This is a genomic window from Streptomyces sp. NPDC002809 (genome assembly GCF_040295435.1).
In the GTDB taxonomy this organism is placed as follows: Bacteria; Actinomycetota; Actinomycetes; order Streptomycetales; family Streptomycetaceae; genus Streptomyces.
On the sequence record NZ_JBEOVJ010000083.1, the window covers coordinates 18,716 to 36,224 of the forward strand.

The 17,509-nt window shown below is 69.3% G+C and carries 16 protein-coding genes and 1 tRNA gene; 13 read left to right on the forward strand and 4 right to left on the reverse strand.

Translation table 11 applies throughout. The features are described from left to right. The first annotated feature begins 90 nt into the window (after positions 1–90). From ABT025_RS32555 to ABT025_RS32605, 11 genes are all read left to right on the forward strand, one after another. A complete protein-coding gene (locus ABT025_RS32555; RefSeq protein ID WP_351002250.1) occupies positions 91–642 on the forward strand; it encodes a glycoside hydrolase family 25 protein in 552 nt (183 codons plus the stop codon). Positions 643–780: 138 nt separating this feature from the next. Continuing rightward, positions 781–1,806: an alcohol dehydrogenase AdhP gene (adhP, locus tag ABT025_RS32560; RefSeq protein ID WP_351002251.1), complete on the forward strand. Its 1,026-nt coding sequence runs from the start codon at positions 781–783 to the stop codon at positions 1,804–1,806. 108 nt (positions 1,807–1,914) lie between these two features. Further along, positions 1,915–2,334: a MarR family winged helix-turn-helix transcriptional regulator gene (locus ABT025_RS32565; protein ID WP_351002264.1), complete on the forward strand. Its 420-nt coding sequence runs from the start codon at positions 1,915–1,917 to the stop codon at positions 2,332–2,334. Positions 2,335–2,369: 35 nt separating this feature from the next. Further along, positions 2,370–2,639 (forward strand): hypothetical protein, encoded by a 270-nt coding sequence (locus ABT025_RS32570; RefSeq protein WP_351002252.1) that lies wholly within the window; start codon positions 2,370–2,372, stop codon positions 2,637–2,639. 471 nt (positions 2,640–3,110) lie between these two features. Further along, a complete protein-coding gene (chvE, locus tag ABT025_RS32575; protein ID WP_351002253.1) occupies positions 3,111–4,244 on the forward strand; it encodes a multiple monosaccharide ABC transporter substrate-binding protein in 1,134 nt (377 codons plus the stop codon). Beyond that, entirely contained in the window at positions 4,241–5,812 is a 1,572-nt protein-coding gene (gene mmsA, locus ABT025_RS32580) for a multiple monosaccharide ABC transporter ATP-binding protein (RefSeq protein ID WP_351002254.1), read from the forward strand. The genes chvE and mmsA overlap by 4 nt, the downstream gene beginning before the upstream one ends. Positions 5,813–5,817: 5 nt before the next feature. Further along, positions 5,818–7,053, forward strand: coding sequence for a multiple monosaccharide ABC transporter permease (mmsB, locus tag ABT025_RS32585; protein WP_351002255.1), 1,236 nt, complete (start codon positions 5,818–5,820; stop codon positions 7,051–7,053). A 26-nt stretch (positions 7,054–7,079) separates the two neighbouring features. After that, positions 7,080–8,249: an aldose epimerase family protein gene (locus ABT025_RS32590; protein WP_351002256.1), complete on the forward strand. Its 1,170-nt coding sequence runs from the start codon at positions 7,080–7,082 to the stop codon at positions 8,247–8,249. A gap of 114 nt (positions 8,250–8,363) precedes the next feature. After that, positions 8,364–9,893 (forward strand): carboxylesterase/lipase family protein, encoded by a 1,530-nt coding sequence (locus ABT025_RS32595; RefSeq protein ID WP_351002257.1) that lies wholly within the window; start codon positions 8,364–8,366, stop codon positions 9,891–9,893. A 163-nt stretch (positions 9,894–10,056) separates the two neighbouring features. After that, positions 10,057–11,220: a S1 family peptidase gene (locus tag ABT025_RS32600; protein WP_351002258.1), complete on the forward strand. Its 1,164-nt coding sequence runs from the start codon at positions 10,057–10,059 to the stop codon at positions 11,218–11,220. A gap of 497 nt (positions 11,221–11,717) precedes the next feature. Next, positions 11,718–13,208, forward strand: a complete 1,491-nt coding sequence (locus ABT025_RS32605; RefSeq protein ID WP_351002259.1) for a UDP-N-acetylmuramoyl-L-alanyl-D-glutamate--2,6-diaminopimelate ligase — start codon at positions 11,718–11,720, stop codon at positions 13,206–13,208. 51 nt (positions 13,209–13,259) lie between these two features. Here the strand turns inward: ABT025_RS32605 and ABT025_RS32610 are convergent, their stop codons facing one another. Next, complete coding sequence (locus tag ABT025_RS32610; RefSeq protein WP_351002260.1) at positions 13,260–13,700, reverse strand: GNAT family N-acetyltransferase; 441 nt, start codon at positions 13,698–13,700, stop codon at positions 13,260–13,262. Between the two features lie 151 nt (positions 13,701–13,851). Between ABT025_RS32610 and ABT025_RS32615 the strand changes: the two genes are divergently transcribed. After that, complete coding sequence (locus ABT025_RS32615; protein WP_351002261.1) at positions 13,852–14,139, forward strand: DUF2087 domain-containing protein; 288 nt, start codon at positions 13,852–13,854, stop codon at positions 14,137–14,139. A 154-nt stretch (positions 14,140–14,293) separates the two neighbouring features. Here ABT025_RS32615 and ABT025_RS32620 read toward each other — a convergent pair whose 3' ends face one another. From ABT025_RS32620 to ABT025_RS32630, 3 genes are all read right to left on the reverse strand, one after another. Then, positions 14,294–14,848, reverse strand: coding sequence for a DUF6630 family protein (locus ABT025_RS32620; protein WP_351002265.1), 555 nt, complete (start codon positions 14,846–14,848; stop codon positions 14,294–14,296). Between the two features lie 120 nt (positions 14,849–14,968). Beyond that, a complete protein-coding gene (locus ABT025_RS32625) occupies positions 14,969–15,847 on the reverse strand; it encodes a sigma-70 family RNA polymerase sigma factor (RefSeq protein ID WP_351002262.1) in 879 nt (292 codons plus the stop codon). Between the two features lie 97 nt (positions 15,848–15,944). After that, positions 15,945–16,874 carry an LLM class F420-dependent oxidoreductase gene (locus tag ABT025_RS32630; protein WP_351002263.1) on the reverse strand — a complete coding sequence of 310 codons (930 nt, stop codon included), beginning with the start codon at positions 16,872–16,874 and terminating at the stop codon, positions 15,945–15,947. A 562-nt stretch (positions 16,875–17,436) separates the two neighbouring features. Here ABT025_RS32630 and ABT025_RS32635 point away from each other — a divergent pair. Then, a tRNA-Met gene (locus ABT025_RS32635) sits at positions 17,437–17,509 on the forward strand.

Here is a 17,509-nt window from a genome sequence, read left to right on the forward strand (position 1 = left end):
CCGGCGCGTCGGACGGATGGGAGCCTCGGGCTGCGGGCACGTAAGAAAGAAGGAAACGGAATCACCCGGATCATTTGTGAGGCGGTACCCATGCTGCACGGTGTCGACGTCAGCGCCTATCAGTCGTCCTTCGACACGGACGGGCTGGATTTTGTCCTCATCAAGGCCACCGAGGGCCGTTCGTACGTCAATCCGCGTCTGGCCGCGCAGACGAAACGTGCCCGCGACGCGGAATGTGTGGTCGGCTTCTACCACTTCCTCTGGCCGGGGAATATCACGGCACAGGCGGAATACTTCCTGAGCAGGGCGCCGGAAAAGGCGGGCGAGCTGCTCGCCGTCGACTGGGAGCAGAACGGCGAGGGCACCCATGCGAGCAATGCCGAGAAGGACCGCTTCATCCGCGAGGTCAAACGGCTGCGGCCGCACCACAAGGTGCTGCTCTACTGCAACCGCTACTTCTGGCTGAATCACGACACCACGTCGTACGCCGGGGACGGCCTCTGGATCGCCGACTACGTCACCGCCGGAAAGCCACGCATCAAGGCCTCCTGGCGCATCCACCAGTACACCGATCAGCCGCTCGACAAAGATGTCGCCGCCTTCTCCTCGCGGGCGGCCATGCGCACCTGGGCGCGGGGATAGCGACCCGGCGGGGCTGGGGTCGGGGCAGGGGAGGGAAGGCGGAAACCAGCCATCCGAAATATCCTGCTTCGAGGCTTGTGCATCCGGTCTGCGCGAGAGGCGCCGGCCGGGCGCGTACATCGAAGCGGAGGAGCACCCATGAGAGCCGCCGTTGTCCGCAGCTTCACCGAGCCCCTGGTCGTCGAGGACAGGCCGGTACCCACCCCGGCCGGACATCAGGTCCTGGTCCGAATGGAGGCCTCGGGACTGTGTCACACCGACATCCACGCGGCCCGGGGGGACTGGCCGGTCAGACCGAGTCCGCCGTTCGTCCCCGGCCATGAGGGCATCGGTATCGTCGAGGCGGCAGGTGACCAGGTCGGTCATCTGGCAGTGGGGGACCGGGTGGCCATCCCCTGGCTCGGCGAGGCGTGCGGGCACTGTGACCACTGCGTCTCCGGCTGGGAGACGCTCTGCCCGGAGCAGCGGAACAGCGGCTACTCGGTCGACGGCAGCCATGCCGAGTACGCTCTCGCCCACGGCACGTACGTCGTGCCCGTGCCCGACGGCATCGACCCGCTGGACGCGGCGCCCCTGACGTGCGCGGGCGTCACCACGTACAAGGCGGTCAAGCTCTCCGGGGCGCGGCCCGGGACCCGTGCCCTGGTCTCCGGAATCGGTGGCCTGGGGCATCTCGCCCTGCAGTACGCGCGGATCTTCGGCGCGGAGACCATCGCCGTCGACGTGACCGACGAGAAGCTGGCCCTCGCCAGGGAGCTGGGCGCCGACCATGTGATCGACGCCCGCGTTCAGGACGTCGCCGAGGAGGCGCGCCGTCTGGGCGGCGTCGACGCGGCCATCTCGCTCGCCGTGAGCAACGAGTCGTTCGCGGCGGCGTACGGGGCGCTGCGGCGGGGTGGCACTCTCGTTCTGGTGGCGCTCCCGGCGGAGGGCAAGCTGGAGATCCCGGTCTTCGACACCGTCCTGAACGGCACGAGGATCGTCGGCTCGATCGTGGGCACCCGGCAGGACCTGGCCGAGGTCTTCCGGCTGCACCGCCTCGGCCGTACCCGTGTGGTGCGCGAGAGCCGCGACCTGGCGGACATCAACGCCTCGATCGACGAGGTCCTCAGGGGCAAGGTGCCCGGCCGCCTCGTCTTCGACATGAGCGGCACGTCGGCATGACGCCCTCTCCAAATGGTGGGTACACACCCACGATTGGTAACCACCTACGATATACATGTGAACGAGAACGAGATCCCGCCCAGTCTCCTGGGCTTCACCACCTACCTCATGTCGAGGACCGGCAAGGCGGCGCGGAGCCGGCTCGCCGAGCGGCTGGCCGACCGCGGCCTGCGGCTGCGGCACATGGCGGTGCTGGCTGCGCTCGTGGATTTCGGCCCCCATGTGCAACGGCAACTGGCAGCGCGACTGGCCATCGACCGCAGTGACATGGTGAAGATCGTCGACGATCTGAGTGCGGCCGGACTGGTGGAGCGGGCGCGCGACGTGACCGACCGGCGGCGAGTGACTGTCACCGTCAGCCCGGCCGGCCGCGCACTGCTCGACAGTCTCCAGGCCGACGCGACGGCCGTGCAGGACGATGTTCTGGCGCCGTTGAACAAGCGCGAACGTGCGCAGCTGACAGCTCTGTTGGCGCGAGTTCATGGCCACCTCCAGGGCGGATCCGGGGCGCGGCGGCCAAGTCGCTGACCCATTCCGCGCCCCGGGTGCGGCAGACTTCCTCGGTGACCACTGCCGCGGCTCAGCCGCCTCGTGACCGTGCACTCGGGCGCGGAATCTCCACCCTCATTCCGCAGGCCGCGACCGCGACGCCTGCCGAACAGGCGGCGGCCGTGCTGACCGCCATGCAGAGCGTTCCGGTGCGGGTGGGTGTGCTCCAGGCGGCAGTCGTGCTGCTGGAGGAGCGGGTGCGCGCCACGGCCGACGAGGCGGAACGCGCCGCTGCGGCCACCACCGTGGCCATGCTCCGCAGTGCGATCGGCCAGGCCGGCTGACCACCGCCATGCCCGCCGGTTCCGCTCGTGGAGCCGATGGCGTCGTGGAGCGCGGGCGGGTTCTCCGCAACACGGGGTGATGCCGGGCGTCGGCACGTCCGACGCGGGCATGGGTTCTGTGCCGTTCCGGGCAGAGGGCGGCCCGCCGCTCCGGCTGGGCGGAACGGCTGAGATGGCGGGCCCTTCGGCCGGAACCGTTCCCCTGCCGGGGAGTTGCCCCGACCACGTGTGCGTGACCCATTGACAGTCTCCCCGCTCTCTCACTACCGTCACGCCCACATTTCGAACGCATGACGAAATTTCGAACGACGGTCAGCTCAACTGCCGTGCCTTGCACGGGGGATGCCCGGAGGCGACAGGCCTTCGAGTGTCTTCGATCGCACAGATGTCGAACCATGTCCGATATACCGAACAGTCGATGAGGGCAGTGCGGCCCGCCCAGCCGTCCCCCTCGCACCCGGAGGACCGAACATGCGCACCTCACGAACCGCGTCCGCCTCGCGCGTCGCCCGGACCGCAACGGTCCTCACCGCGCTCGCCCTCTCCGTGACCCTCGCGGCATGCGGACAGAGCAGTGACGGGGGGAGCAAGGGCAAGAAGGCGGGCGGCAAGGGCTCGACGATCGGGATCGCCATGCCGACCAAGTCGTCGGAACGCTGGATAGCCGACGGAAGGAACATGGCGGCCGAGTTCAGGAAGCTTGGGTACAAGACCGATCTGCAGTACGGCGAGGACGACGTCGACCAGCAGGTCTCCCAGGTCGAGAACATGATCACCAAGGGTGTGGACGTCCTCGTGATCGCCGCAATCGACGGCCGTGCCCTCAGCGACGTACTGCACCAGGCGGGGGAGCAGGGCATCAGGGTCATCTCGTACGACCGGCTCATCCTCGGCAGTCCGGACGTCGACTACTACGCCTCCTTCGACAACGAGAAGGTCGGCGAGCTCCAGGCCGGATACATCCTCGACAAGCTGGGGCTGAAGTCCGGAACCGAGAAGGGGCCGTTCAACATCGAGCTGTTCGCCGGGTCGCCCGACGACAACAACACGCGCTACTTCTTCCAGGGCGCCTGGAAGACGCTCAAGCCGTACATCGACAAGAAGCAGCTCGTCGTCCGCAGCAAGCAGACGAAACTGGATCAGGTCACCACGCTCCGCTGGGACGGCGGCACCGCCCAGAAGCGCATGGACGACCTTCTCACCAGCGCCTACTCCTCGGCCGGGGTCGACGCGGTGCTCTCCCCCTACGACGGCATCTCGATCGGCATCATCTCGGCCCTGAAATCGGACGGATACGGCACCGGATCCAAGCCGTACCCCGTCGTCACAGGCCAGGACGCCGAGGTCGCCTCCGTGAAGTCGATCATGGCTGGACAGCAGACGCAGACTGTCTACAAGGACACCCGGGCCCTCGCCAAGCAGGCCGTCCAGATGGCCGACGCCGTACTGAACGACAAGAAGCCCGAGGTCAACGACACCACGACGTACAACAACGAGAAGAAGGTCGTACCGTCGTTCCTGCTCGACCCGGTGAGCGTCGACAAGACCAACTACCGTGCCGAGCTGGTCGATTCCGGCTACATCAAGGAGAGCGACCTCCGATGAAGGCCCCGACGGCGCAGCCGGTGGCCGCCGCCGTGCCCGTCCTGGAGATGCGATCCATCGTCAAGACGTTTCCTGGTGTCAAGGCGCTCTCCGACGTGTCCCTGACTGTCGCCCAGGGCGAGGTGCACGCCGTCTGCGGGGAGAACGGCGCCGGGAAGTCGACCCTGATGAAGGTCCTCAGCGGGGTGCACCCGCACGGCAGCTACGAGGGCGAGATCCGGTTCAGGGGCGAGGACTGCGCGTTCAAGGACATCCGGGCCAGTGAGGCACGCGGCATCGTGATCATCCACCAGGAACTCGCCCTGGTGCCGTACCTCTCCATCGCCGAGAACATCTTCCTCGGCAACGAACACGCCACGCGCGGCTTCATCAGCTGGAACGAGACCCTGCGCCACGCGGCGGTCCTCCTCGACCGGGTCGGTCTGCGGGAGCGCCCACAGACCAGGGTCGCGGACATCGGCGTCGGAAAGCAGCAACTGGTCGAGATCGCCAAGGCGCTCGCCAAGAAGGTCGAACTGCTGATACTCGACGAGCCGACTGCCGCCCTCAACGACGAGGACAGCTCCAAACTCCTCCTCCTGATCAAGGAGCTGAAGGGCCAGGGCATCTCGTCGATCATCATCTCGCACAAGCTCGGCGAGATCACGGCGGTCGCCGACTCCGTCACCGTCCTGCGCGACGGCCGGACCGTCGAAACCCTCGACGTGAGCGCCGGATCGACCACCGAGGACCGCATCATCCGCGGCATGGTCGGCCGCGATCTCGATCACCGCTTTCCCGAACGCACCGGGTACGAAGGCGACCCGGGAGCACACCCGGCGCTGGAGATCCGTGACTGGACCGTCCACCACCCGATCGACCAGCACCGCAAGGTGGTCGACCGCGTCTCCGTCCTGGCCCGGCGCGGCGAGATCGTGGGCATCGCCGGGCTGATGGGCGCCGGCCGCACCGAACTCGCCATGAGCGTCTTCGGCCGCAGTTACGGCCGCAACATCAGCGGCACGGTACTCAAGGACGGCAAGGAGATCCGGACCCGCACCGTCTCCGAAGCGGTCCGCCACAAGATCGCCTACGTCACCGAGGACCGCAAGCAGTACGGCCTCAACCTCATCGACACCATCGGCCGCAACATCAGCCTCGGCGCCCTGGACAAGGTGTCGCGGCGCGGGATCGTCGACGAGCACGAGGAGACCCGCGTCGCCGAGTCGTACCGCACCTCCATGAACATCAAGACCCCCACGGTCTTCGAGCAGGTGGGCCGCCTCTCCGGCGGCAACCAGCAGAAGGTCGTCCTCGGCAAATGGATCTTCGCCGGACCGGACGTCCTCATCCTCGACGAGCCGACCCGCGGGATCGACGTCGGCGCGAAGTACGAGATCTACTCCGTCATCGACCGGCTGGCCGCCCAGGGCAAAGCCGTTGTGCTCATCTCCTCCGAACTTCCCGAACTGCTCGGCATGTGCGACCGCATCTACACCATGGCCGCCGGCCGGCTCACCGGCGAAGTCCCGCGCGCGCAGGCCACCCAGGAGGTCCTCATGCGCCATATGACCAGCGACAAGAGGTAGCAGGAATGCCCCAGGCCCCCACCGACACCCGGCAGCGCACCGACAAGCAGGCCCTGGCCGCGCCTCCCACGACCGGCACCCTCCTCCTGGACGCGGTCCGCCGCAACATGCGCCAGTACGGGATGCTCATCGCCCTCGGGCTGATCGTCGTCCTCTTCGGGATATGGACCGACGGAGTCCTGCTCAAGCCGAACAACGTCACCAACCTCGTCCTCCAGAACAGCTACATCCTGGTCCTCGCCATCGGGATGATGATCGTCATCATCGCCGGGCACATCGACCTCTCCGTCGGCTCACTGGCCGCATTCGTCTCCGCGGCCGCCGCGGTCATGATGGTCCAGCACGACATGCCCTGGGTCCTCGCTCTCGTGCTCTCGCTGATCGTCGGAGCGGTCGCGGGCGCCTGGCAGGGCTTCTGGATCGCGTACGTCGGCATCCCCTCGTTCATCGTCACACTGGCCGGAATGCTGCTGTTCCGCGGTGGGACGCAGATCCTCCTGGGCAGCCGCTCGCTCGGCCCGTTCCCCGAGGGCTTCCAGAAGATCTCCACCGGATACCTTCCGGAGATCGGGCCCGAGACCAATTACCACAACCTGACCCTCCTCATGGGATGCGCGCTGCTGGTCTTCGCCCTCCTCCAGGAGGTCCGCGACCGCCGCCGTCAGCAGCGCTACGAACTCGACGTCCTGCCCCGCAACATCTTCCTCGCCAAGTGTGTGGCCATGGCCGCGGCCGTACTCGCCTTCACCATGACCCTGGCCAGCTACCGAGGCGTGCCCGTCGTGCTCCTCCTGCTCGCCGTCCTCCTCATCGGCTTCGGCTACGTCATGCGCAACGCGATCATCGGCCGCCACGTGTACGCGCTCGGCGGCAATCGCGCCGCGGCGAAGCTCTCCGGCGTCAAGGACCAGCGCGTCACGTTCCTCGTCTTCGTGAACATGGGCGTACTGGCGGCGCTCGCCGGCATCGTCTACGCGGCCCGCCTCAACGCCGGCGTACCCCAGGCCGGTACCAACTTCGAACTGGAGGCGATCGCCGCCGCGTTCATCGGCGGAGCCTCCATGAGCGGTGGCGTCGGCACGGTCTTCGGCGCCATCATCGGCGGCCTCGTGCTCGGCGTACTCAACAACGGCATGTCGCTCGTGGGGATCGGCACCGACTACCAGCAGGTCATCAAGGGGCTGGTGCTGCTCGCCGCCGTCGGCTTCGACGTCTACAACAAACGCAAGGTCGGCTCGTAACTCCTCTCTCCGTCAAGGAGTCACCCATGCCCAGCACCACCAGACGCACCGTGCTGACGGCCGCGGCCGCCGCGGGCATCACCGTCACAGCGCCAGGAACCGCCCGCGCGACCGGCAGCCGCCGCGGCGCAACCGGCAACACGCCCGTCAGGGAGCTCTTCGGCCGGCTCGCCGACGGCACGGCGGTGCACCGCTGGACCCTCAGGAACGGCGGGACAACTCTCAGAGCCCTCTCCTACGGCGGCGTCATCCAGTCCCTGGAGACAGCCGACCGCCACGGCAGAACCGCCGATGTCGCCCTGGGCTTCGACAACCTCGACGACTACGTCGCCAAGTCGCCCTATTTCGGCGGACTGATCGGCCGCTACGGCAACCGCATCGCCGACGGACGGTTCACCCTCGACGGCACCCTCCACCAACTCCCGGTCAACGACGGCCCGAACAGCCTGCACGGCGGCGACCGGGGCTTCGACAAGCGGATCTGGGACGTCGAGCCGTTCACCCGCGGCGCCGACACGGGCCTGGTCCTCAGCCGGACCAGCTCGGACGGCGAAGCCGGCTACCCCGGCACCCTGGCCGTCCGTGTCACCTACACCCTCACCCCGCGCGGCGCCTGGCGCATCGACTACGAGGCCACGACCGACCGGGCCACCGTCGTCAACCTCACCAGCCACACCTACTTCAACCTGGCGGGGGAGGGGAGCGGCACGGTCGACGGCCATCTGCTGGAACTCGCCGCCGCCCGCTACACCCCGGTCGGCGCCACGCTCATCCCGACCGGCGAACTCGCCCCCGTCGCAGGCACCCCCTTCGACTTCCGCCGCGCCCGAGGCATCGGCACGCAGGACCGCACCCCGCACGAGCAGACCGTGATCGCGAAGGGGATCGACCACAACTACGCGCTGGACAAAGGCATCACGGCCAGGCCCGAGTACGCCCTGACCGTCACCGACCCCGGATCTGGCCGGGTCATGAAGATGTACACCACCGAACCAGGCATGCAGCTCTACACCGGCAACTTCCTCGACGGCACCCTCACCGGCACCTCCGGCCGCCTCTACCGCCAGGGCGACGCGTTCTGCCTGGAGGCCCAGCACTTCCCCGACTCGCCCAACCAGCCGTCCTTCCCCTCCACCGTGCTGCGCCCCGGCCGGCCCTACCGGACGACGACCGTGCACGCGTTCTCCACGCGCTGACACGCCCGTGCGGTGACGGTCAATTCATTCGCACGGCGATCGGCTGCTCTGCCATTCTGATCTTCGTGCCGCCCGGCAGGGGCGGGGGAGCCAAGGACGGCGGAGCAGCCCTTGATGAGTGTTTTCGACACAGTGTGCGGCCGGGTACGCGGACGAGCCCCGGACCGGGGCGTCGTCGCCGTGCTGGGCATTCCGTACGCCGAACCGCCCTTCGGAGCCGACCGGTTCAGGGAGCCGCGCCCGCGCCGGGCCTGGGAGGGGACCCGCGACTGTGTGGAGTACGGCCCCGTTTCGCCGCAGTCGGCGGAGCTGCCGGGCGCTCCGCGGTGGTCGCCCGGTGACGAGGACATCCTCGCCCTCAACGTCTGGACCCCCGAACGCGGGAACGGGACAGCGGACCATCCGTTGCCGGTCCTGGTCTGGATCCACGGCGGGGCCTACACCTTCGGTTCGAGCGCCCAGCCGGACTTCGACGGCACGGCGCTCGCCCGCGCCGGCCTTGTGGTGGTTACCTTCAACTACCGTCTCGGGTTCGAGGGCTTCGGCCATGTTCCGGCCGACGGCGAGCACGCCTGCCCGCCGAACCGCGGGCTGCTCGACCAGATCGCCGCACTGGAGTGGGTACGCGACAACATCGCTTCCTTCGGCGGGGAGCCGGACAACGTGACCGTGGCCGGGCAGTCCGCCGGAGCGACATCCGTGGCCTGCCTGATGGCGATGGACGGGGCGCGGGGGCTGTTCCGGCGGGCGATCGCGCACAGTGCGGTCGGCCCGGTCTTCGCACCGGAACTTGCCGAACACCTCCTGCGGAAGGTGGCCGCCTCGGCGGGGGTCCCCGCGACGCACGCTGGGCTGTCGGCCGCTTCCCCGCAAGCCCTGGTGCAGGCCGCCGACGCGGTCGTCGACGAGTACCGGAAGGACCCGTACTCCGGACACCTGTCCTGGGACCCCGTCATCTTCGGCCCGGTCGCCGACGGAAGCCTCCTGCGCGGCGATCCGCTGGGCCCCATAGCGGCCGGGGCGGCCTCGGACGTCGATCTCCTCGTCTGTCACACCACCCAGGAGTACTGGCTGTTCGACGCCGTCGGGAGCTGCGCCGAGGTGGGGACGGAGTCCGAACTGGCCCGCTTGGCAGCGGACTTCGGACTTCCGGACTCCGTGCCCGAGGGCTATCGCCGCATCGCGCCCGAAGCGTCCGTGCGCGAGATCCGGCTGGCGCTGTGCGGAGACCTGAGGTTCGGCGAGTACAGCAACCGGCTCGTCGCCGCGCATGCGCGGAGCGGCGGGCGCACCTACCTGTCGCGATTCGCCCGGCAGCGGGGCGGATCGGAGCCGGGGGTGTACGCGTGGCACTGTGCGGACGTTCCCTTCGCCTTCGGGAACATTGCCGATGAGAGGGTCCAGTTCCTGATCGGCGGTCCGCCGACTCCGGAGGACCACCACCTGTCGGCCCGGATGGTCGCGGCCTGGGCGGGATTCGCGGCCACCGGTGAACCGGGATGGCGGCCGGTCGGCGACGTCGAGCGCGACGCGATCAGGATCTGGGGAGAGGCGGACCCTGCGGCCGGGCTCGACTTCTGGGGTGACGGCGAGGCTCTGCGCGAGCTGTGGAACACGTTCACCTACGGTCCGGCGCGGCCCTGAGACGGGTCGTCGGCGCGGCCCCGCGATGTCATTGGCATGGACCTGCTAACGGTGCTCGGCTACAGTCCGGATCGGCACACTCTGAGAGCGCTCTCAACGAGTCGTCTCCCGGACGCCTGCTGTTCCTCCCCCACGTCGCCGGAACAACAGAAGGGCCAACACCATGAGACGCACCACTGCTTTACGCACAGCCCTGTCCGCCGTCCTCCTCGTCGGAGCCTGGGCGGGGGCAGGCTTCCCCGCCGCCTCGGCGGACACCCCCACCACCGAGTCCCGCGCAGCCACCGGCACGCGACAGACGTCCGCCGGCCTGCTGGCCGCCATGCAGAAGGACCTCGGCCTGACGGAGAGCCAGGCCAGGGCGCGGCTCTCCGCGGAGAAGACGGCGACCGCGATACAGCCCGACGCGCAACGCGCCGCCGGAGCCTCGTACGGCGGTTCCTGGTTCGACCCGGCGACGGGCGGTCTCACGGTCGCCGTCACCAGCGAGAAGCAGGCAGCTGCCGTACGGGCGACGGGCGCCGCCGTCCGCCTGGTGACGCACACCGCGCGCAGCCTCGACGCAGCCAAGGCGAAGATCGACCGGCTCCCGGCACCTGCCGGTGTCAGCAGCTGGCACGTCGACCCCGAGGCCAACAAGGTCGTCGTGAACGTCGTCTCCTCGGCGCGCTCCGACAACGATGTCCGGAAGTTCGTCGAACGGGCCAGGGATGCCGGTCCCGTCGCCGTCGAGCAGACCGCCGAGGTGCCGCGGACCTTCTCCGCGGGGACCGTGGGCGGCGACCCCTACTACACGGGGAACGTCCGGTGCTCCATCGGCTTCTCCGTGTACGGTGGCTTCGTCACTGCCGGACACTGTGGGCAGGCGGGCGCGTCCGTCAGCGGCTGGGACGGATCGGGGATAGGCAACTTCCAGGGGTCCTCGTTCCCCGACAACGACTACGCCTGGGTCAGCGTGGGCAACGGCTGGTGGACCGTCCCCGTGGTCCTGGGTTGGGGCACCGTCTCCGACCAGCTGGTCCGCGGCTCTGCCGTGGCCCCGGTCGGCGCCTCGATCTGCCGCTCGGGCTCCACCTCGCACTGGCACTGCGGAAACGTACTCGCCACCAACGAGACGGTGAACTACAGCCAGGGCGCGGTCCACGAGATGACCAAGACCAGTGTCTGCGCCGAACCGGGCGACTCGGGCGGATCCTTCATCAGCGGGGACCAGGCACAGGGCGTCACCTCGGGCGGGTGGGGCAACTGCAGTTCCGGCGGTGAGACCTGGCACCAGCCGATCAACGAGATCCTGAACCGGTACGGGCTGACGCTGCACACGGCCTGATCCGAGCCGACCGGTCCCGGGGGCCTGTCACGCGGAGCACACCGCTCCCGCGTGGCAGGCCCCCGGCGCGTGAGCCGGGCGGCGCCCGGGGCAGCCGGTCACCGTCCCGACAGTCCCACCTGGACAACCCCTGCACATGGCAGGGAAGGCGACCGGGATCCGGCACGGTCCACGGGACGTACACTCCACACATGGGTCACACAGATGCGGTGAGGGAGTGCCTGCGACAGGTGCCTCACCTGCTGGGCCCCGCCGCACCCCGGGCGCGCTGCCGCGCTCTGCACGGTCACGGCTGACCAGGACCTCACCGCAGCCGGCCGCACCGCGACGCACTTCCCGTCCCGGCCGCGCTCTCCCGCTCCGCCACCGGAGCCGTTCCACCCCCTTCGCTGCGCAGACCGCAGCACCCCGCACCATGCGCAGCTCCCGCGGCGCGCCGTCGGCATTCCCACGACGGCGGCCGACGGGCCGAGCCGCATTTTCGAGAGGACCCCCGCATGAATCTGAGGGAGTTGCTGGCCGGTCACGATCACGAGGTCCTCCTCGGTGATCCGGAGACCCCGATCACCGCAGGAGCCTGTTTCGACGCCCATCGCGTCGTGCCCGGTTCGCTGTACATCGCCGTGCCCGATCACCGCGAGGGCGGTCCCGAGGCCGTCGGCCCGGCACTGGCCCGTGGAGCCGTCGCGGTGCTCCTGGAGAGCGAGGTGCCGGAGATCCTGGCGGCCGTGCGGGCCGCGGCCACCGACGCGTGCGTGGTGCGGGTGGCGGACGCGCGGACCGCGGCGGCGGTCGTCACGTCCCGGTACTTCGGAGAACCCGGCCGGTCCATGGACATGGTCGCCGTCACCGGTACCAACGGGAAGACCTCGGTCTCGTACATGGTGGAGTCGGTACTGAGGATCGCCGAGGGCGCGAAGGTCGGCGTGATCGGCACGGCCGGCAGCCGGATCGGTGACGAACTCATCCCGATGCCCCGCTCGGTCCTGACCACGCCGGAGTCGCCGGACTTCCAGTACCTCCTCGGACACATGCGCGATCAGGATGTCGGCACCGTGGTTCTGGAGGCCACGTCGATGGGCCTGCTGCACCACAGGGTGGACCGTGCCTTCCTCGACGTGGGCATCTTCACCAACCTCACCCAGGACCACCTGGACGACCACGGCACCATGGAGCACTACCGCGATGCCAAGCTCCGCCTCTTCCAAGGGCTGTGCCGCAGCGCCGTGGTCAACGCGGACGATCCGGTGGGGGCCGCGATCGTGCCGACGATGCCGGGCATGGTCACCACGTACGGAATCGACGCGCCGGCCGACTACCGTGCCACGGACCTGAGCATGAACGCCTTCGGTACCCGCTTCACCCTCCACCACGAAGGCGGCAAGTATCCGGCGGCGATCCCGGTGCCGGGGCGCTTCTCGGTCTCCAACGCACTTGCCTCCGTGGCGGCCTGCCACCTCCTGGGACACGACCTCGCCGGGCTTGTGGCCGCGCTCGACCGGATGCCTCCGGTCCCCGGACGGCTCGAGCGGTTCGAGACGCCGCGGGGCACGGCGGTGATCGTGGACTACGCCCATTCCCCGGACTCCCTCGACAAGGTGCTCAGCGCCGTACGGGACTTCGCCCGGGGCCGGGTCATCACCGTGTTCGGCTGCGGGGGAGACCGGGACGTCACGAAGCGGGCGCGGATGGGCGAGATTGCCGGGTCCCGATCCGACCTGTGCGTCCTGACGTCCGACAACCCCCGGTACGAGGACCCCGAGGCGATCATGGATCAGATCACTCCGGGCCTCAGGGCCACAGGAACGAGGTTCGAGCGCCGCGCGGACCGGCGCGAGGCGATCGCCCTCGCCCTGTCGGCCGCCGGCCCCGACGACATCGTCCTGGTGGCGGGCAAGGGCAGCGAGCCCTACCAGATCGTCGGCGAACAGCTCATCCCCTTCAGCGACATGGCCACGGTGCGAGAACTCGCCGCCCTGCAGGACTGACAGCCGGCGCTCTGCGACCGCCGCAGAGCGCCGCCTTCCGCAGGGGTGGGATCAGGCCAGCCTCAGATCGATGAAGGGCACGCTGTCACCCGGCAGTACATACCGCTCGGTCTCGACGAATCCACGGCCGAGCGCGAAGCGCAGCCCCTCCGGGTTGGACTCCAGAACACAGGTCTCGATCACCTCGGCGCCGACCGCACGCGCCGCCGCCAGGCCGCTCTCGTACAACTGCCCGCCGAATCCCTTGCCGCGGTGGTCCGGCAGCACCCGTGCGATCACGGTGGCCGTCGTGGAGCTGTCGGCAGGCGGCCGCACGGTCGAGCAGCCCACCAGGACCTCGCCGAGATACGCCACGGCGAGCCGGTTGCGACCGGAGCGCTCGCGTACGTCCGCGAGCGAGAGCACTGCCGTGGGGATGATCGCGTTGTGGACGTACTGCCAGTCCTGGAGCATGGCGTCGCCGTCCACAGGCTCGATACTCAGTTCAGTCATCGCAGCAGGAAACCGCGAGCGCGCCCGTGCGTCAACTCGCCCACCCCTCGGCAGAAATTGGGACAGCGTGGCGGCCCGTCGCAGCAGCTTGGACGGACTTCCCGGAGAAATGCGTTGCAGCGCGCCGGATCCGGCTGAGAGGCTCCGGGCCATGTCCGACAACCGATCAAGCTCCAGCCATGGCGTGGCCGCCCTCTTCTCCCGGGGGCGGCTGACGACGATCCCGCGCAAGACCGCCCGTCGCGCACAGCTCCTCGATCACCTCGCGGAAACGCTGTTCCAGTCCGACCGGACGTACACCGAACGCGAAGTGAACGACGCCCTCCTCACCGTTCACGACGACTGTGCCGCGCTTCGCCGCTATATGGTCATCGGCGGCCTGCTGGCGCGGACCAAGGACGGCGTCAGCTACCGACGTCTTGCGCGACCGGTGGTGTGACGGCCCGGCCGCAGACGGCCCGCCGCCCCGCCGGAGGAGCCGCGGCCCCTCGAGGAACCGCAGTTCGTGGCAGCCTGCGTGGCTCGGCCCGACTCGGAATCTTCGTGTGGCCGCATGACAGCGGGCGATGCTCGGTCTGCCTTCCGAACCCGTGTCAGAGACCGAGCGCCCACGCGTTGAATCCCGCCCGTTTCGTGAGCGCGGCGAGCTCCCGTACCCGCGCGGCGGGCAGACACACCACCGGGTAGCAGTCCGACTCGATGTCGAGTACGACGAGCGCCGCACCGACATCTCCGTAGTGCCGCCCGCAGGCCTCCAGGAACTCATAGGTCGGCAGGAGCATCTCCTTCTCCTCGACCAGCACCCAAGGATCCACGGAGGGCCGCGAGTCGAGCCCGTTCAGCTGGGACCGGACCTCCTGGGAGTCCTCTTTCCAGTCGAACTCCGCGAGCAGCCGGTGATCGGCGAGAGCATCGATGAGCGCCGTCCAGGCGAGATCAGGCACCGCTTCGTCGATACCCCGGTCCGCCAGTCGGTCGGCATGGTCGTGCACATACGCCTCGGGGTGGTCGAACGCGTGCAGCACCCGCTCGGTGACTGCCCGGTGGGCGGGCGCGAGCAGAGCAGCCGCCGCTGTGAGCGACGTACGGACGTCGTCGGGTCCGGACGTGGCGAACGCTCCTTCGGCAGGTGGGACCGCATCGGACAGTGAGAAAGGACACCCGGCCCGATGCCTTGAGAAGACCCTGCCACAGGGGTACGACAACGGGCCGGGGAGCGGGCCCGGACGACTTCGACTACGTGCCGACGACCGGGCCCGGAGCCCGTATCAGCCGTCGAGGACGCCGATGTCGATCCCGCCGAGCCGGTCCGGGTCCGCGATGACGTCGATCTCGGTGATCAGGCCGTCCACCATGGTGAAGCCGAGAACCAGACGCAGCCGTCCCTGCGGCGCCATCGCCAGTGCGACCGCACCGTCGACGAGCGCGACCCCGGTGAACAGCGCGCGTCCCGTGGCCGCCATCGCACCCTTCGCCACGGTGTGGGCACCCCGGACCACGACGGGCTCGGGGGTGGGAATGACGGACCGGTCGGCGTGCAGCACGACATCGGGGTGCAACAGCGCGACCAGCGCGTCGAAGTCCCCACCGCGGGAAGCGGACAGGAAGGCCTCGACGACGCGTCTGCGACGGGACAGATCCGCATCCGGCGACGTGGTGCCGCCCTTCACCCGGCGACGGGCACGGCTCGCGAGCTGCCGGGCGTTGTCCGCGGAACGGTCGATCAGCGGGCCGATCTCGGCGAACGGCACCGCGAACATGTCATGCAGAACGAACGCGAGGCGTTCCGCCGGAGTCAGCCTGTCGAGTACCACGAGGAGGGCCAGCCCGACGGAGTCGGCGAGCAGGGCCTCCTGCTCCGGGGCGTTCCCTTCGTCATGGCCAGGGGTCCGGTCGTACGTGTCGAGAGGGTCCTCACGGCGGGTACGGCGGGTGCGGAGCGTGTTCAGGCAGACCCGGCCCACCACCGTGGTCAGCCACCCGGTGAGGTTCCGTACATCACTGACGTCGGCCTGAGCTGCCCTCAGCCAGCATTCCTGAACCGCGTCTTCGGCCTCACTCGCCGAACCCAGCATCCGGTACGCCACCGCTTTCAGGTGGCTCCTGTCCGCCTCGAACCGCTCGGCCGGCACAGTACGGTCATCCATGGGTCACGTTCCTCCGTCGGCGGGTTCCGCTGAAGCGGACCCCGAGAAACTACTGGTGCGCCGAGGCCGCCCTGTCAGCAGATCCGCGGGACGCTGCTCAGACCCCGGCTGCCCGTGCAGCCTCGTACACCTCGGTGGCCACGTCGATGAGCTCCGACGCGTCACGCAGTGTGCCCTGGAGGTCGAGCATGATCTCCGGGACCCCTGTGGAGGCGTGTGCGACGAGATCCTCGACGATCTGCGCGGCATTTCCGTGGAAGGGCTGTCGGCCCGCGCCGGGCACCGCCGCCGAGCTGTAGCGCGCGTTGACACGCGCGCAGACACCGAGCCGACGCGTGCGGCCCCGTTCGGCGGCGACGTCCCGCACCCGCTGCCACTGCTCGGACAGCTGAGCGGCACCCATCGCGACGGGCATCCACCCGTCGGCCCGGTCGACCAGGCGGCGTGTGGCCCGGGGGCTGTTCGCGGGCAGATAGACGGGGATGGGACGAGCCGGCTTCGGCCCCACCTCGGACGGGGCGATCGTGGTCAGATTCCCCTTGTACGAGACGGGGTCCGGCCCCCAGACGGCCTCGCACACGTCCAGCAGTTCGTCCAGGACGGCGCCGCGCTTCGCGAAGGGGGCGACGGAGGCTGCCGCGTACTCGTCCAGTGACCACCCCGTCCCGAGTCCGGCGACCACACGGCCCCCGCTGGCGGCGTCGAGCGATGCCAGGGAACGGGCGAGCTGGAAGGGCACATGCAGAGGGGCGACAAGCACGCTGGTGCCGAGCCGGGCCCGCTCGGTGGCCGCGGCGGCCAGCGTCAGCGTGATCAGCGGATCCGCGACACTGCGGTAGTGGTCGGGCCAGGCCAGCCCCGGAATGCCGTAGAGCCCCTGGACCGCGGGCTCGGGGAACAGAACCCGTTCGAACACCCAGAGGCTCTCGTACCCGACTGCTTCCGCGGCGCGCGCCACGACGGCGACGTCGCGGCCGATGTCGTACTGCTTCATCTGCGGCAGACCGAGCCCGAGCGCGACCGGCATACGTTGTAATCCCTCTGGGCGGCGTGATCAGGTAACTACCCTACGGCAGAGGTCTTTTGGCGCAACGGTCGAGAGCAAGTAGCGCCGGACTGCCGACTGCCGACTGCCGACTACCGACAGCCGGGCCGCCGTCGCTGCGGCGAGCGTCTGAGCCCCAAGCGCCGGGAGCGGTGCAAGGCGCTTCGCGGCTTCGGGTGCCCGGCTCGGCCGAAGCGAAGGCATGACCGAACGCCCGGATCAACGCCGTGGAGCCCGGACACACCGAAGCCGACCTGGACGGATACGCCAAAGCCGACCTGAACGGACACACCGAAGCCGACCTGAACGGGAGCACCGGTGTCCAGACAGTCGAGAGGGCGTCGGAACCGACGTCCGCGTGGCGCGCCCGAGCCCCCGAGCGGCCCCACCGGCGGCTTCTCCTCCGGCGGGGCCCGCTTCCGTGGTCACGATCTCCGTGGCGAACAGCCCGCAATCACCCCGTAGTTGACCGGGAACGCCGAGCTCACGCGACACAGGTGGTCATGGGACCCGCTGCGATGGCATACGGTAGGGATCACAACGACGCGGGGTGGAGCAGCTCGGTAGCTCGCTGGGCTCATAACCCAGAGGTCGCAGGTTCAAATCCTGTCCCCGCT

Coding starts and splice junctions, on each gene's coding strand:
- adhP (WP_351002251.1), top strand. CDS start 781: ATGAGAGCCGCCGTTGTCCGCAGCTTCACCGAGCCCCTGGTCGTCGAG.
- mmsA (WP_351002254.1), top strand. CDS start 4,241: ATGAAGGCCCCGACGGCGCAGCCGGTGGCCGCCGCCGTGCCCGTCCTG.
- ABT025_RS32615 (WP_351002261.1), top strand. CDS start 13,852: ATGTCCGACAACCGATCAAGCTCCAGCCATGGCGTGGCCGCCCTCTTC.
- mmsB (WP_351002255.1), top strand. CDS start 5,818: ATGCCCCAGGCCCCCACCGACACCCGGCAGCGCACCGACAAGCAGGCC.
- ABT025_RS32565 (WP_351002264.1), top strand. CDS start 1,915: ATGTCGAGGACCGGCAAGGCGGCGCGGAGCCGGCTCGCCGAGCGGCTG.
- ABT025_RS32605 (WP_351002259.1), top strand. CDS start 11,718: ATGAATCTGAGGGAGTTGCTGGCCGGTCACGATCACGAGGTCCTCCTC.
- ABT025_RS32600 (WP_351002258.1), top strand. CDS start 10,057: ATGAGACGCACCACTGCTTTACGCACAGCCCTGTCCGCCGTCCTCCTC.
- chvE (WP_351002253.1), top strand. CDS start 3,111: ATGCGCACCTCACGAACCGCGTCCGCCTCGCGCGTCGCCCGGACCGCA.
- ABT025_RS32555 (WP_351002250.1), top strand. CDS start 91: ATGCTGCACGGTGTCGACGTCAGCGCCTATCAGTCGTCCTTCGACACG.
- ABT025_RS32595 (WP_351002257.1), top strand. CDS start 8,364: ATGAGTGTTTTCGACACAGTGTGCGGCCGGGTACGCGGACGAGCCCCG.
- ABT025_RS32625 (WP_351002262.1), bottom strand. CDS start 15,847: ATGGATGACCGTACTGTGCCGGCCGAGCGGTTCGAGGCGGACAGGAGC.
- ABT025_RS32590 (WP_351002256.1), top strand. CDS start 7,080: ATGCCCAGCACCACCAGACGCACCGTGCTGACGGCCGCGGCCGCCGCG.
- ABT025_RS32630 (WP_351002263.1), bottom strand. CDS start 16,874: ATGCCGGTCGCGCTCGGGCTCGGTCTGCCGCAGATGAAGCAGTACGAC.
- ABT025_RS32610 (WP_351002260.1), bottom strand. CDS start 13,700: ATGACTGAACTGAGTATCGAGCCTGTGGACGGCGACGCCATGCTCCAG.